Below are 14,153 nucleotides of genomic sequence, written 5' to 3' on the forward strand. Positions count from 1 at the left end.
ATCCCCTTATTGTTGTTGTGCGGGATGCAGGCCGCGCCTTGACGCGGCGGTTTGTCGGGTTAGAAATTGACTTGGTCGCGCCCCTTGAGCCCGAGGATTTCCCGCGCTTCATCCGGCGTGGCGACCCGATGCCCGAGGGCTTCGATCACCGTGCGAATACGCCGTACCTGGTCGGCATTCGACGCCGCCAGCTTGCCCGGGCCATCCCACAGCGAATCCTCCAGGCCGACACGGGCGTTACTGCCCATGGACAGGCCCATGGTCGCCAGCGGAATCTGCCCACGCCCGGCGCCGAGGATCGACCACACGTAGTCGTCGCCGAACAGGCGGTCGGCGGTGCGGCGCATGTGTGCCAAGTCTTCCGGGTGGCCGCCGATACCACCGCGCAGGCCGAACACCGACTGGATAAACAACGGCGGCTTGAGCAGGCCGCGTTCGAGGAAATGCGCGGCGGTGTACAGGTGGCCGATGTCGTAGCACTCGATCTCAAACCGCGTGCGGTTCTCGGCGCACGAATTGAGGATGTGGGTGATGTCGCGGAAGGTGTTGCGAAAAATCCGGTCGTCACTCTCTTCCAGGTAAGGCCGTTCCCAGTCGTGCTTGAACTCGGTAAAGCGGTTGAGCATTTCGTAGAGGCCGAAGTTCATCGAGCCCATGTTCAGCGAGGCCAGTTCCGGCTTGAACTGCATCACCGGTTGCAGGCGCTCCTCCACGCCCATGGTCGGTGCGCCGCCGGTGGTGATGTTGATCACCACGTCGCTGGCGGCCTTGATGTGCGGCAGGAATTCGGCGAACAGCGCCGGGTCCTGGCTGGGGCGGCCGTCAACCGGGTCACGGGCATGCAGGTGGACAATCGCGGCGCCAGCCTCGGCGGCGCCGATGGCGGCATCGGCAATTTCCTGCGCGGTAATCGGTAAATGCGGCGACATCGACGGCGTATGAATCGCACCGGTAACGGCACAGGTAATGATGACAGGACGTTTTTTGGACATGACGAATCTCCGACTTTTATTCTTATGAAAAAAATCCTGGGTACAGCGCGATATGTTCTTCCGTGGCTTACAGGTACTCGACGTTACCGTCGACGCTGATCGCCTGGCCGGTCACATTGCGTGCGGCGGGCGAACAGAGGAACAAGGCCATGGCTGCCACGTCTTCGGCGGTGACCATGCGCTTGAGGGAAATCTTGTTGAGGTATTCCTGGCGCATCTCGGCTTCGGGCACGCCGACCTGTTCGGCACGCGCGCGGATCACACCGTCCATGCGCGGGCCTTCGACGATGCCGGGCAGCAAGGCGTTGACGCGGATATCGCTCTCGCCCAGCTCCGACGCCAGGGATTTCATCAAACCGACAATCGCCCATTTGGTCGCCGCATACGGCGTGCGCCACGCGTAGCCCAAGCGCCCTGCCACCGAGGCGATATGCAGCAGGTGGCCGTGGGAGGATTCCTTGAGCATCGGCACCGCGTGATGGGCAAACCGGTACTGCGCAGTGAGATTGATGTTGATGGTGGCTTGCCACTCGGCGTCGCTGATCGCATCGATGCCGCCGGTAGGCCCGGCGATCCCGGCGTTGTTGACCAGCACATCAAGGCCGCCGAAATGCTCGCGCTGTACCTTGAACACCGCCTCGATCTGCGCGGCATCACTGACGTCGGCGCGGGTGGCGACGGTGCCCGGGTATTTGTCGCGAAACGCGGCCAGGGCTGGCTCGCTCACATCACACACATGCACCTGGGCACCGGCCTCCAGATATGCCGCCGCCAGCACTTCACCGATGCCGGCAGCCCCGCCGGAAATCAATACACGTAACCCAGGATAGGGCTGCAGCCGCTGTAGGACACTCATGCTCGTTTACCTCCTGAAGCAGACGACCGCGAACGGTCGCTCTTGACGAGCAGGCGCGCCAGGGAATCGGCGGCCTGCATGATGTCATCGGTCACCGCCGCGCGTGCACCGGCGCCATCACGGGCAGCCAGGGCCTCGACAATGCGCGTGTGCGCCTCCATCGAGCGTTGCAGGTGAGCTTTATCCGGGGCGACCAGCGCAAAGCACGGGCCCATGTGCAGCCAGAAGTTTTCCACGGCGGCCATGGTCAACTCGGCCTGGGCCACGGCGTAGATACGCCGGTGAAAGGCAAAGTTGGTCCACAGGTAGCGCGACACGTCGACTTCGTCGGCGGCGTGCTGCATTTGCTGGCACAGGTCGGTGATTTCATCGAGGTCGGCCTTTTGCAGGAGCAGCACGGCTTTTTCCGCCAGCAGCCCTTCAAGGGCGACCCGCGCATCACGAATTTCGCGCAGGCGTTCGACCGTCATAAGGCGTACACGCAGACGGGACGTTTCGGTGACTTCAAAGGCGTTTTCGGCGCTGAGGCGTTGCAGGGCTTCGCGCACCGGCATCGGGCTGGAACCGAGGGCTTCGGCGAGGCCGCGAATGGTGAGTTTCTGGCCGGGCTGGAAACGGCCACTCATCAATGCTTCGCGGATCTGGCGATAGACCTGGTCTTGCAAGGTATCGCGGGACACCTGGCGCAGGGTGGGCAGGAGGAGCGGACCATCTGTCATGAGGCAAAACCTGTGTTGTCGTTCTTATGGCCCCAATATGTGATCACAAATCAAATATGTCAAATAGTTTCCCATCTCCAAATCGCACGCACAAACAGCTGATGAATTTTCGACTGCACCGCCGATTGATAGCCAACGAACATCAATCCATTTAAATTTGTCACTTTTCATTTCTAAATGTGTCAGCCACTATTCCAGGTCTTAAGCGAGACAAGCACTTCAAAAAGAACGCTGGAGACACAAAACCATGACTAGCCCTACCCGACCCAACTCTGCCCACTCGAAAGTTGGTGCGGTATTCCGCGTTACTTCGGGCAACTTCCTCGAACAGTTCGACTTCTTTCTGTTCGGTTTCTACGCCACCTATATCGCTGCCGCGTTCTTCCCCTCCGCTAATGAGTTTGCATCATTAATGATGACCTTCGCCGTGTTCGGCGCGGGCTTCCTGATGCGGCCGTTGGGCGCGATTATTTTGGGTGCCTACATCGATGACGTGGGTCGCCGCAAAGGACTGATCGTGACGCTGTCGATCATGGCCAGCGGCACGCTGCTGATCGTGCTGGTGCCCGGTTATCACACCATTGGCTTGTGGGCGCCCTTGCTGGTGCTGCTGGGCCGCCTGCTGCAAGGTTTCTCGGCCGGCGCGGAATTGGGCGGCGTGTCGGTGTACCTGTCTGAAATGGCGACACCGGGCCGCAAAGGTTTCTACACCAGCTGGCAATCGGGCAGCCAACAGATCTCTATCGTGGTCGCCGCCGCGCTGGGTTATGGCCTGAACGTATGGATGGAGCCGGCGGTGGTAGCCGATTGGGGCTGGCGCATTCCGTTCGCCATCGGCTGCGTGATTATCCCGTTCATTTTCATCCTGCGTCGCAGCCTGCAGGAAACCGAAGAGTTCGCCAACCGCAAGCATCGCCCGACCATGCGCGAAGTGCTGGCAACCCTGGCGAAAAACTGGACGGTGGTGATTGGCGGCATGTTGATGGTGGCCATGACCACCACTGCGTTCTACCTGATCACCGTGTACGCGCCGACCTTCGGCAAGACCGTGCTGCAACTGAGCACTTCCGATGCCCTGTTGGTGACGCTGCTGGTGGCCGTGTCGAACTTTGTCTGGCTGCCGATCGGCGGTACGTTGAGCGACCGTTTTGGCCGCAAGCCTGTACTGATCGCCATGACTGCGCTGACCGTTCTCACCGCTTATCCAGCGCTGTCCTACGTGGTGAATTCGCCAAGCTTCGCCCATATGCTGGAAACCCTGCTGTGGTTCTCCTTCCTCTACGGCATGTACAACGGCGCGATGATTCCGGCGCTGACCGAAATCATGCCGGTGGAAGTGCGCGTGGCGGGCTTCTCCCTGGCCTACAGCCTGGCAACGGCGATCTTCGGCGGCTTTACCCCGGCAATTTCCACCTGGTTCATCCACATCACCGAAGACAAGGCCTCGCCGGCCTACTGGCTGATGTTCGCCGCGCTGTGCGCCCTGTGTTCGACCCTGGCGCTGTATCGCCGCGCCAATGCCCGTGGGCAAGTCATGCAGGGGGCCGCGTGATGAAGCCACTGCTCAAGACCCTGACGGCCCTGGCCCTCGGCGCCGTGGCGCTGACGGCCCAGGCCGAACAGCTCAAGGTGATGACCTCCGGCGGCTTCACTGCCGCGTATAAATTGCTCGGCCCGCAGTACGCCAAGCAAAGCGGCGACAGCCTGGACACCATTCTCGGCCCGTCGATGGGCAAGGCGCCGGAAGCGATTCCCAACCGCCTGGCCCGTGGCGAACACGCCGACGTGGTGATCATGGTCGGCTACGCCCTGGATGAGTTGATCAAGCAAGGCAAGGTCGACCCGGCCTCCCGTGTGGAACTGGCGGACTCGCGCATCGGCCTGGTGGTGAAGGCAGGCGTGCCAAAGCCTGCCATCGGGACTGACGCCGAACTGAAAGCCGTGCTGAGTCAAGCCAAATCCGTGGCTTACTCGGACAGCGCCAGCGGTGTGTATGTCGAGAAAGAGCTGTTCAAGAAGCTCGGCATGCCCGCCAAGGGCACCATGATCGAACGCCTCCCGGTGGCCGAACAGGTCGCCAAGGGAGACTACGAAGTGGGCTTGCAGCAGGTTGCGGAATTGTTGCCGGTGCCGGGTGTGACCTATGTCGGCAAGATCCCGGAGGACGTGCAATCGGTGACGCGCTTTGCGGCGGGTATTCCGGTCAACGCCGAGCACCCGACGCGGGCCAAGGCGCTGCTGCATTACCTGGCCTCGCCCGAGGCGCAACCGGTGGTGCAATCCACCGGCCTGGACTCGGTGTCACGCTGAGCGAAACGGCATCTCACGCACTAACCGCTCCAACTCCAGCGCCGCCGGGGGCAATGTCCGCCCGCGGCGTTTGATCAAACCCACATTGCGCATCACCTGTGGCTCCACCAACGGCACACTCACCAGAATCGGGTGTTCCAGCGCCGGCATCGCAATCGACGGTACCATCGCCACGCCCAGCCCGGCCTCCACCAGCCCGATCATCGTAGTCACGTGGTGCGTCTCGCAGATACTCGGCTTTTTCACCCGCACGCCACGCAAGGCCTGGTCCAGCAGGCTGCGGTTGCCGGAGGTTTTGTCGACGGTGATGTAGTCGTACTCATAGGCTTCGGTCCAGGTCACGCTGTCGCGCTGGGCCAGCGGGTGGTCGCGGCGACAGGCCAGGACATAGCGCTCCTGCAACAGCAGTTCGAACTCCACTTCATCGGCCAGGCTACCGCTGAAACTCACGCCAAAATCCGCCTCGCCACTCTCCACCGCATTGCACACCTCACCAGCACTGGCATCCAGCACCCGCAGGCGAATCTTCGGGTACAGCTTGTGGAATTCGGAGATCACGTGGGGCATGAAGTAATACGCGGTGGACGGCACACAGGCGATGGTCACATTGCCCATGCGCGTGGACGCGACATTGCTGATGCCCATCAATGCCACATCAAGATCGTCGAGCATGCGTTCGACCTGGGGCAGGAATGCGCGGCCGACCATGGTCAGGCTGACCCGCCGGGTGGTGCGTTCGAACAGTTTTACGTCGAGGGCGGTTTCGAGCTTTTCGATCCGCCGGCTCAGGGCCGGTTGCGAGATGCGGATGGCCTCGGCGGCGCCTCGGAAACTGCCCTTGTCTACCACGGCACGGAAGGCCTGGAGGTCGTTGAGGTCGAAGTTGATGATCACGGGAGGGAAGCCAGAGTGGTCGGGGTGGTGGGCATTATCGTATGGGAGCCGGTGGGGCGCCATGTATGGCAGAAAGGTTTGCGGTAATAACCCTACTACAAATATTAAGTCATACATATCAATAGGTTATAGGCCGTCTGCAGCCACGCAATCGTCGAAATGGGTCAATACTTGCGGCCTGACCTACACAACGGAAGACGTAGCCACCCATGGAAACCCATCAGTTCTGGACAGACGACAAGACGCCGGATATCGGCATCGATCAGTTGCTTCTTGCATCACGCCAATGGTCAAGCAGGATTGAATCCTACTCACCCTCGGCGGACTTTCCTCAAGGACGGCGTCGTCACCGAACTGTTCAGAGGTGAGAACGTGCAGGGCTTGTGGGATGACGGCGACGACCTCTACGCCATTGAAGACCGCAAGCCCTTCGGGCGATTGTTGCGCTATCGCTGGAGCGACCAGAGCCTGACAGTGCTGCGCGACCGGGTCCAGGAAGGCGAGTCCATCGTGCGTTGCACGGATGGGCGCATGTCTATACCGAGAAGAAAAAAGGCGTGGTGCGCGAACTCACTCAGGACGGCAGCGACCCGGAGGTGTTCAGCCACCTGAAAACTCCTGGCTGAACACCCAATCGTTCCTGAAGGCGCCGCAGTCGATTGTGCCGACCGGTCGAGGAACCTATGTACTGGCCGAAGGCGGAAGAGATCGGGTGTTGGAACTGATGTCCGATTCACTCACGCCGTCACCGTAGTCCCGCTACAGCTGAAAACGCGCCACCGCCTCGTTCAGCGCGACGGCCAACTGCGCCAGCTCTCGGCTCGATCCATTGATCTGCCCGGCGCCGGACGAGGACTGAGCAGACAAGTCGCGGATATTGACGATGTTGCGGTCAACTTCCTTGGCCACCTGCGCCTGCTCCTCTGCGGCGCTGGCAATAACCAGGTTGCGCTGGTGAATCTGGTCGATGGAGTCGGTGATCTGGCTCAATGCACCACCTGCGCCCTCAGCCAACGCCAAGGTATCGGTGGCACGCTGGGTACTCGACTGCATTGATGTGAGTGCATGGTCAGACCCCGTGCGCATCGCGGTCACCATCTGATCGATTTCCAGGGTTGATTGCTGGGTACGGTGCGCCAATGCACGCACTTCATCAGCCACGACCGCAAAGCCACGCCCGGATTCGCCGGCCCGCGCAGCCTCAATGGCAGCATTGAGGGCCAGCAGGTTGGTCTGTTCGGCAATGGAGCGAATCACGTCCAGTACCTTGCCGATATCGCGCGATTGCTCGGCCAGGTTCTGCACCAGCGTCGACGTTTCACCGATGTTAGAGCTCAGGGCCTGGATGGCGTTGACAGTTTCGCCGACACGATGCTGGCCTTCGCGCGCCGTTTCATTGGAGAGGCGAGTGGACTCGGAGGTGGAAACGGCATTGCGCGCCACCTCATCCGCCGCCGAGGTCATCTCGTTCACGGCGGTGGCGGCCTGTTCAATTTCAGCGGTCTGCTTTTGCAGGCTGCGGCTGCTTTGATCCGTGATGCCATTCAGGTCGGTGGCGGATGATGCCATCTGCCCTGCCGACTGGCGGATCAGTTGCAGGGTCCCGCGCAGGTTGGACTGCATGGTCTTGAGCGCCACGAGCAAGCGGGTTACTTCGTCGTCGCCGGTCACGTCTACCGTTTGAGTCAAGTCACCGTGGGCCACGTTTTCGGCGGCCCGCACCGCATGGCTCAGCGGACCGACGATGCTGCGAGTCAACAACCACGCCAGCGCCACCGTACTCAAGGCGGCCAGCAGCACGAAGCCAACCACCATGGTGCGCGAACGGCTGTATTGCGATTCGGCCTCCTGGCCCTGCTGATTGACCTGCGCGTTGTAGTAGTCAGCCAGGGCATTGAGTTGCGCACCCGAACCATCGACCACGGTTTTCATGTCCACCAGCAGCAACTTGTTAAGCTCGGCGCCCTGCTGCTTGTCGGCGAGGACGAAGGACTGTGCCAGACCTTGCTGGTACAGGCGCAGCGACACCTGAAACTGGTCATAGAGCGAGCGCACTTCAGGGGTGTCGATGACCGCATCGAGCTCGGCCAGCCTTTTCGTCAGGTCTTGGCTACGGGTGTCCATCTGGCTGCGATACTGCGCAAGGCTGGCGGGGTTCGGGTCCAGCGCCATGCGCAAAGAGATCGTACGAATGCGCAGCATGATTTCGCGGATGTCCGCCACCAGCCGCATCTTGGGCACCAGCCCGCTTTCAACCTGCACCGCACTGGCGCGGATGCTTGCCATGTTCGACAGCGCAAAAAAACCCAGTAGGGCCACCAGCAAAGCAATCAAGGCGAAACCCAGACCCGCACGGCGGGCGATGGACAGGCTGCGAAGGGACATTTTCAGGAGACTCTCTTATTGGGGATACGATGTCGTATAAGAGCGTTTCGGCCTGCTGGGGCAGGACTTTAGCGATGCGGATGAAAGTGCTACTTAATATTTCTGCTGCTGGGAAAAAGGAGAAAAATACAGCTACGAAAAAGCCCGTAACCTCTTCGACCACGGGCTTCTTTTAGCGACCGGAGGTGACTCAGCTTCCGCGCTCTTTGTTGGATTGTGAAAGGACCGAGGCGGCAAGCGTTTTGGTGGTTTCGTTGTAGTGATTGGCGCCGAGTACCCTCCCGGCTTTCGCCTCCATTTCTGCACCCGTCTGCTTGTCGTGGTCTTTCTGGGCTAGCGCTGAAGCCGCGAGGCTTTTGGCGAGGGCTGAGGAGGCTGGGCTGTTGAGCGTTTGGGCCGCCAACGTCGCGACCTTGTCGGAGGTTTCTTTCGTATTCTTGCTCATGATGCAATTCCTTTGCAGTTGTGGGCACTCCATCTCGAGCGCCACCACAAAGTAAAGCGTTGCCCGGGGTATCGCAACGCGCTGCTTGTAGGCAACGTTTTGGAAGCATGTGCGAAAGGTGTACCGGTCATGTAGTGCGTGCTAGAGCGTCGCATCGATTGCACTGATGATTACTATCGAACGGAGCGCCTGCTCGATTTTCAAGACGGGTTCCTATAATCCCTTCCCTATTCCCTCCCCTTTCGCCTGGCTTCAGGCGACGTTAACCCTGGAACCCAACACTATGCCAAGTGCCAGCCAGGCCCCTAGCGGCCTTCCCGAACACAATCAACAAAGTCTCAAGCAGCAGTGGCTGGCGATTCTCTCGGTCGCCGTGGGCGCCTTCGCCTTGGTGACCAGTGAGTTTCTCCCGGTGGGCGTACTCAATGACGTCGCCAGCGACCTCGGCATCAGCGCCGGCCACGCCGGGTTGATGGTGACCTTGCCGGGCATCATGGCCGCCCTCGCCGCGCCCTTGCTGTCTGTGAGCATTGGCGCCATGGACCGTCGTTACCTGCTGATCGGCCTGACGCTGATCATGATCATCGCCAACTCGGTCGTGGCCTTCGCCAGCGACTTCAGCCTGCTGCTGTTCGGCCGTGTATTGCTGGGCATCAGCATCGGCGGTTTCTGGGCCACGGCCATCGCCCTCAGCGGCCGCCTGGCCCCCAAGGGCGTGGATGTTGCGAAGGCCACTTCGATCATCATGATGGGCGTGACCCTGGCCACCGTACTGGGCGTGCCCGTCGGCACCTGGCTCAGTGGCCTGATGGGCTGGCGCATGACCTTCCTGGTCACCGCACTGGTGGGCGTACCGGTGCTGCTGGCGCAGGTCTTCCTCCTCCCCCGACTCAACCCGGAAAAAGCGATTCGCGTCAGTGACCTGCCGGCCCTGTTTATCAACCCGCAAGCTCGTGTCGGGTTGATCGCTGTCTTGCTGATCGGCCTTGCGCACTTTGCCGCGTACACCTATGTCGCGCCGTTCTTCAAATACAGCTCCGGCTTCGACGGACCGACCATTGGCTCGCTGTTGCTGCTCTTTGGCGTGGCCGGGGTATTCGGTAATATTTTTGCCGGTTTCGCCGCCAACCGCAGCGTACGTCACACCCTGCTGTTGGTTGCGCTGATGATCGGCACCAGCACCGCCCTTTTCCCCTACTTCGCCACCGGCATGACCGGCGCAGCGATGCTGATCGGGCTATGGGGCTTCGCCTTTGGCGCCTTCCCGGCGTGCGCCAGTATCTGGATGTTTGTCGTAGCGCCGAAAGATGTGGAGCGCGGCATGCCGCTGTTTGTCGCCCTGTTCCAAGTGATCATTGCCTTGGGCTCGTTCTTTGGCGGGCGTATCGTCGACCAACTGGGCAGCGCGGTGCTGTTGAGCCTGGCCACGGCGCTGGTGGGTGCAGGTTTTGTGACGGTGCTGGTGCTGGGGCGGAAGGTCAGTAATAGCTTGGCGGCTCAACCCGCCTGACCGCGCCCCAGAAACGAAAAAGCCCCGTAGTTGAATAAATTACGGGGCTTTTTCGTTTCTGGGGTCCGATCAGAGAGCGCAACCTCTGACCATTCATGGCATTCCATGGCCCCCGATGTTCAGATCAACCTACAACCGCGGTTGTTAGCTGGCAGCACATTTCTCAATAAGTTTATCTGCCAGGATCTTGGCTTTAGCTGCCGTGCTCACCCCTGTTCCATTTTCCGGGTTCATGGTCTTATCACGCAGATGGGCATCGTAGTAGCCCGGCAGCCCTTCAGGCATCAACGCTTTGCTGTAGCGCTGATACTCAATGTGGTGCATTTGAATACACCGGCGTCGGGTATGAGGAAAATCATGTGTCGGTGAGGCTCACTATTAGCCCATCGCCACCTATGACATTTGCTATGTAATACTGAGCACGGTAGCATTCAAACTAAAATTGAATTTAAACGCGAGCATACTTTGTATATAAAATACTACTTCCGGAACTTGATAATCTCGGTAGGAATTTTCATTTTATTCTTTACCAATTGGTTTGGTGGGGAAACATTCGTAGAAAGAACAAACCCCATTTTTTTAACGCTGGGTGTATGCAGTACTTTTTTATTCCCTTTTTCGCGGATGATCATCGAAAAAACTGCGCTTCGCTTCACAACGCCAGAATTCTGGACTACCGGCTTATTTACTGAGTCACCTGGGAAAAATGGCCTATATGCTATCTTTTATGTAGTCTGTACGATCCTAGCAGTTCCCATTTGTGGTATTTATCTAATGTATATGGCATTAAAAAAAGTGGCCTAAAAAGACCACTTCCTCTCTTCTCTTTTAAGGCAGCATTGCATCAAGCGCATCGTTAAATTGCTTCACGTGCGCGTCATCAATATAAGCACTGACAAGTGCCATAATTAGCGCAAAAGCTACGATACCAATCGGTGTGGAAACGGTCACTCCGAAAGCAAAAGCAATTAGACCTGTCGCTGCACTGCCGGCAAAAAGTGTTTCCATTTTCAGCACAGTATTGTTCCAATCACCCGATGCGTAGCTTTTTTTGACCTCCTCAACCAAGTCATACACATCAAATGCTTTGCTTGCATAGCCAAACCCTTTCGCGAAGAGGTTGAGGTTTTTTGCCAGCTCAGCTCGATCAAGTGAATCCAGAGCATTCACGATGGCGGCACGATCTGCAGCACTGAATTTCTTATCCAGATGATCCTTGTATTGATCAAAAGCCTTCAAAGCCTCTTCAGCACTGCGAAGCGTTTTACCCTTTGCAGTTTCAGCCAAATCTGTAGCTAATGCAGACATCTGAGCGCCATATTTTTCACCGATTTCTTTGTAGAAATCAGCAGTGAATTTGATAGCCCCCTTAATTTCCTCTTCTGCCTTTGCTTGTTCTTCGGCAATTCGTTTTGCTTCTGCTTCCTCTGCAGCTTTTTTGGCTGCGGCTTCAGCCGCAATACGTTCATCCTCTGCAGCTTGTGCTGCTGCAACAGCAAGGGTCAAAGCGTTAGACTTTTCAGTAAGGATCCGGATTTTTTCAGCCAGCTTTTTACTTTCATAAACAGCTGAAATCGAAGCGATAAAAGATTGATAGATTTCAATCGGCGTGCCTGGGCGTTTTCCGTTAACAATATCAGTTGCGAGAATGGCGGAATTCTTTTTGAATTCTACTGCAAGAGGATCTCTTCCAAAATAAGAGTTCGCAACTGCATTACTATTAACAAGTAACTCTTGTGCTTGTGCAACCAGCCCATCTACTACCGCTTTCTCTTTTTGTGCTTTTTCCAATTCACTCAGAAGGCCGACATCACCAAGCGCAGCGGCTACTTCGCTTTCGGTTTGGGTTGGAATATTAGGAAAATTTGCATTATAGGCCGTTTCAATGTCCACCTGAGCTCGAGCTGCTTTACCTGCAATGGGCAAAACATAATCCGAAGAGGAGCGGATTCCAGGAAGGCTCAGAAGGGTCTCAACGTCGGTACCAACAGGCACATCTACTGAATTTGGAGGCTGTGCGCCGGGTACTCCCGGTACAACAACTGGTACAGGTGGAAGCGGAGGTGGATCTGGTGTGACGATGATAGGGGGTAGCTCAATTCCATTTGTTGTAGACATAAGAATCTCCATGTGACTTGGCATTTTTTAGAAATGCACAAATCTTAAATTTCAGCAGCCCAAAAGCAGGCTGCGTCCTGCTTGTCTTCATACGATGCTAGACACCAGGCAAAACAACTGTACATAAAACCAGTTCTACACACAACCGACAATATGCATTTGTGCATATTTTTGGTATTTTTACTATAAAATCAGATATTTATAGCATTAACAGCATGCTCAAACGCATTCTCCCTCAATTGGATGTGGCTCTGACTCATTAGGAAGGCCAACACGTCATCGCCGCTGTATTGTTCTGCAAAGGCTCCTCTTGCCACCTTCCTATCGCTCACATCGTCAACCAGCGCATCACCATGCAGCATTGATTTGTACACGAACGTCTCGCGCAATGCCTTTAGGTAGAAAGCGGCGTCATCAGGGCTACCAACTCCAACAGCAGGCGCTGTGAGCTTGCTGTGCAAGCTTCCCTTGATCGTTGCGACCAGCGTAGGGAAAGCCTAGGCGAGCCAGGCCTCTGAGCTTCAGGGACGTGACAGAGCTGATTGTGAAGTAGTGGTAGCGCCTGGACTTTGGAACAATCGTTACGTCATGCCCTACGATATGTTTGGCGCTGATCCGCTTGAAAAGCTTGTCTGTGATCAAGTCATCTGCGGTGAAGAACTTAACCTTCACACCTTGCGCGTTGTAGGCTTTCAGGCAGAACCACGATCAAATAATTTCCCTTGGGTAGGGCTGTGAAGCGTATTGAGACGCTTACGAACAACCAACCTACCCTACTGTCATTTTCAGTACAAACTACCCTGCACAGGGGTTCTAAGGCGAAATAATCATGGATGAAGACAGGAATGCCAAGGTAAAAGCCAGACAGGCCCCACAAGCACATTAACTGGTCAAATTTTGGACAAAAAAAGCCCCGATCCGCAGATCAGGGCTATTTATTTTGGTACAAAGCGCTGGTACAAACGCTTTATGTGACCTCTTGTAAGTGCTTGATTTACAAGAGCATCAATAATATGGCGGAGAGATAGGGATTCGAACCCTAGGTACCGGTGAAGGTACAACGGATTTCGAATCCGTCCCATTCGGCCACTCTGGCATCTCTCCAACGGCGCGCATCATAACAGCGTGGATCAGGAAAGCAAAGCGCCGAAGCGAATTTTTTCCGTGCTATCAGATGCTTGCGTCGATTACAGCGGTACGCCGAGACGATTGGCGACTTCTTCGTAGGCTTCGATAACGTCACCGAGGCCCTGGCGGAAGCGGTCTTTGTCCATCTTCTTCTTGGTGTCTTTGTCCCACAGGCGGCAGCCGTCCGGGCTGAATTCGTCACCCAGGACGATGGAGCCGTCGTGGAACACACCGAATTCGAGCTTGAAGTCCACCAGCAGCAGGCCTGCGTCGTCGAACAGTTTGCTCAGTACGTCGTTGACCTTGAGGGACAACTCCTTCATGCGCGCCAGTTGCTCAGCGGTGCCCCAGCCGAATGCCACGACGTGGGATTCGTTGATGAACGGGTCGCCCTTGGCGTCGTCCTTCAGGAACAGTTCGAAGGTGTAGGGATTGAGCTTGAGGCCCTCTTCCACGCCCAAACGCTTGACCAGGCTGCCGGCGGCGTAGTTACGCACGACGCATTCAACCGGGATCATGTCGAGCTTCTTGACCAGGCACTCGTTGTCGCCCAGCAGTTTGTCGAATTGGGTCGGAATGCCGGCCGCTTCGAGCTTCTGCATGATGAAGGCGTTGAACTTGTTGTTCACCATGCCTTTGCGATCAAGTTGTTCGATGCGCTTGCCGTCGAACGCCGAGGTGTCGTTGCGAAACAGCAGGATCAGGCGGTTGGCGTCGTCGGTCTTGTACACCGACTTGGCTTTGCCGCGGTAGAGTTCTTCACGTTTTTCCATGATGGGCTCCGCTTGCTAAATGG

General features: G+C 57.3%; 14 protein-coding genes, 1 tRNA gene and 2 pseudogenes. 5 read left to right on the forward strand and 12 right to left on the reverse strand.

Going from position 1 to position 14,153, the window contains the following annotated elements; genetic code table 11:
• Window positions 1-59 precede the first annotated feature (59 nt).
• The 3 genes from K7431_RS06955 to K7431_RS06965 form a co-directional block, all read right to left on the reverse strand.
• A complete protein-coding gene (locus K7431_RS06955; protein ID WP_012722788.1) occupies window positions 60-992 on the reverse strand; it encodes a 3-keto-5-aminohexanoate cleavage protein in 933 nt (310 codons plus the stop codon).
• 67 nt (window positions 993-1,059) lie between these two features.
• On the reverse strand, window positions 1,060-1,848 hold the full coding sequence (locus K7431_RS06960; protein ID WP_012722787.1) for an SDR family oxidoreductase: 789 nt from the start codon (window positions 1,846-1,848) through the stop codon (window positions 1,060-1,062).
• Window positions 1,845-2,567, reverse strand: coding sequence for a GntR family transcriptional regulator (locus K7431_RS06965; protein ID WP_012722786.1), 723 nt, complete (start codon window positions 2,565-2,567; stop codon window positions 1,845-1,847). The genes K7431_RS06960 and K7431_RS06965 overlap by 4 nt, the downstream gene beginning before the upstream one ends.
• Window positions 2,568-2,814: 247 nt before the next feature.
• Here K7431_RS06965 and K7431_RS06970 point away from each other — a divergent pair, with 247 nt between their 5' ends.
• Both K7431_RS06970 and K7431_RS06975 read left to right on the forward strand, forming a co-directional pair.
• Window positions 2,815-4,119, forward strand: coding sequence for an MFS transporter (locus tag K7431_RS06970; protein WP_012722785.1), 1,305 nt, complete (start codon window positions 2,815-2,817; stop codon window positions 4,117-4,119).
• A complete protein-coding gene (locus K7431_RS06975) occupies window positions 4,119-4,877 on the forward strand; it encodes a substrate-binding domain-containing protein (RefSeq protein WP_012722784.1) in 759 nt (252 codons plus the stop codon). The genes K7431_RS06970 and K7431_RS06975 overlap by 1 nt, the downstream gene beginning before the upstream one ends.
• On the opposite strand, the gene K7431_RS06980 is transcribed toward K7431_RS06975, so the two are convergent.
• Entirely contained in the window at window positions 4,869-5,771 is a 903-nt protein-coding gene (locus tag K7431_RS06980; protein WP_012722783.1) for a LysR family transcriptional regulator, read from the reverse strand. The two genes, K7431_RS06975 and K7431_RS06980, sit on opposite strands and share 9 nt — an antisense overlap.
• Before the next feature lie 324 nt (window positions 5,772-6,095).
• Here K7431_RS06980 and K7431_RS06985 point away from each other — a divergent pair.
• Window positions 6,096-6,525, forward strand: a pseudogene (locus K7431_RS06985) (hypothetical protein); the annotation flags it as partial.
• A 5-nt stretch (window positions 6,526-6,530) separates the two neighbouring features.
• Here K7431_RS06985 and K7431_RS31070 read toward each other — a convergent pair.
• The 3 genes and pseudogenes from K7431_RS31070 to K7431_RS06995 all read right to left on the reverse strand — a co-directional run bounded on the left by K7431_RS31070 (window position 6,531) and on the right by K7431_RS06995 (window position 8,601).
• A complete protein-coding gene (locus K7431_RS31070) occupies window positions 6,531-7,394 on the reverse strand; it encodes a methyl-accepting chemotaxis protein (protein WP_370636056.1) in 864 nt (287 codons plus the stop codon).
• Window positions 7,389-8,156 (reverse strand): annotated as a pseudogene (locus K7431_RS31075) (MCP four helix bundle domain-containing protein); the annotation flags it as partial. The gene K7431_RS31070 and the pseudogene K7431_RS31075, both read right to left, overlap by 6 nt.
• A 190-nt stretch (window positions 8,157-8,346) precedes the next feature.
• A complete protein-coding gene (locus K7431_RS06995) occupies window positions 8,347-8,601 on the reverse strand; it encodes a hypothetical protein (protein ID WP_012722780.1) in 255 nt (84 codons plus the stop codon).
• Window positions 8,602-8,884: 283 nt separating this feature from the next.
• On the opposite strand from K7431_RS06995, the gene K7431_RS07000 reads away from it, so the two are divergent.
• A complete protein-coding gene (locus K7431_RS07000; RefSeq protein WP_012722779.1) occupies window positions 8,885-10,111 on the forward strand; it encodes an MFS transporter in 1,227 nt (408 codons plus the stop codon).
• Between the two features lie 144 nt (window positions 10,112-10,255).
• Here K7431_RS07000 and K7431_RS07005 read toward each other — a convergent pair whose 3' ends face one another.
• On the reverse strand, window positions 10,256-10,435 hold the full coding sequence (locus K7431_RS07005; RefSeq protein WP_043204949.1) for a hypothetical protein: 180 nt from the start codon (window positions 10,433-10,435) through the stop codon (window positions 10,256-10,258).
• A 168-nt stretch (window positions 10,436-10,603) separates the two neighbouring features.
• On the opposite strand from K7431_RS07005, the gene K7431_RS31080 reads away from it, so the two are divergent.
• Window positions 10,604-10,915, forward strand: coding sequence for a colicin E1 family microcin immunity protein (locus K7431_RS31080; RefSeq protein ID WP_148270897.1), 312 nt, complete (start codon window positions 10,604-10,606; stop codon window positions 10,913-10,915).
• 24 nt (window positions 10,916-10,939) lie between these two features.
• Here K7431_RS31080 and K7431_RS07015 read toward each other — a convergent pair whose 3' ends face one another.
• From K7431_RS07015 to purC, 4 genes are all read right to left on the reverse strand, one after another.
• Entirely contained in the window at window positions 10,940-12,229 is a 1,290-nt protein-coding gene (locus K7431_RS07015; protein WP_012722778.1) for a colicin-like pore-forming protein, read from the reverse strand.
• 191 nt (window positions 12,230-12,420) lie between these two features.
• Window positions 12,421-12,690, reverse strand: coding sequence for a hypothetical protein (locus K7431_RS07020; RefSeq protein ID WP_052308629.1), 270 nt, complete (start codon window positions 12,688-12,690; stop codon window positions 12,421-12,423).
• A gap of 553 nt (window positions 12,691-13,243) precedes the next feature.
• Window positions 13,244-13,333: transfer RNA gene (locus tag K7431_RS07025), tRNA-Ser, on the reverse strand.
• An 83-nt stretch (window positions 13,334-13,416) separates the two neighbouring features.
• Entirely contained in the window at window positions 13,417-14,130 is a 714-nt protein-coding gene (gene purC, locus K7431_RS07030) for a phosphoribosylaminoimidazolesuccinocarboxamide synthase (RefSeq protein ID WP_010212191.1), read from the reverse strand.
• Window positions 14,131-14,153 lie beyond the last annotated feature (23 nt).

It is taken from the genome of Pseudomonas fluorescens group sp., assembly GCF_020093335.1.
GTDB lineage: Bacteria > Pseudomonadota > Gammaproteobacteria > Pseudomonadales > Pseudomonadaceae > Aquipseudomonas > Aquipseudomonas petroselini.

Excerpts from the sequence above, each read along its gene's own strand:
- K7431_RS07015 (WP_012722778.1), bottom strand. The coding sequence starts at position 12,229 with ATGTCTACAACAAATGGAATTGAGCTACCCCCTATCATCGTCACACCA.
- K7431_RS07000 (WP_012722779.1), top strand. The coding sequence starts at position 8,885 with ATGCCAAGTGCCAGCCAGGCCCCTAGCGGCCTTCCCGAACACAATCAA.
- K7431_RS06970 (WP_012722785.1), top strand. The coding sequence starts at position 2,815 with ATGACTAGCCCTACCCGACCCAACTCTGCCCACTCGAAAGTTGGTGCG.
- K7431_RS06975 (WP_012722784.1), top strand. The coding sequence starts at position 4,119 with ATGAAGCCACTGCTCAAGACCCTGACGGCCCTGGCCCTCGGCGCCGTG.
- K7431_RS31070 (WP_370636056.1), bottom strand. The coding sequence starts at position 7,394 with ATGCAGTCCAACCTGCGCGGGACCCTGCAACTGATCCGCCAGTCGGCA.
- purC (WP_010212191.1), bottom strand. The coding sequence starts at position 14,130 with ATGGAAAAACGTGAAGAACTCTACCGCGGCAAAGCCAAGTCGGTGTAC.
- K7431_RS06995 (WP_012722780.1), bottom strand. The coding sequence starts at position 8,601 with ATGAGCAAGAATACGAAAGAAACCTCCGACAAGGTCGCGACGTTGGCG.
- K7431_RS07005 (WP_043204949.1), bottom strand. The coding sequence starts at position 10,435 with ATGCACCACATTGAGTATCAGCGCTACAGCAAAGCGTTGATGCCTGAA.
- K7431_RS06960 (WP_012722787.1), bottom strand. The coding sequence starts at position 1,848 with ATGAGTGTCCTACAGCGGCTGCAGCCCTATCCTGGGTTACGTGTATTG.
- K7431_RS06955 (WP_012722788.1), bottom strand. The coding sequence starts at position 992 with ATGTCCAAAAAACGTCCTGTCATCATTACCTGTGCCGTTACCGGTGCG.
- K7431_RS06965 (WP_012722786.1), bottom strand. The coding sequence starts at position 2,567 with ATGACAGATGGTCCGCTCCTCCTGCCCACCCTGCGCCAGGTGTCCCGC.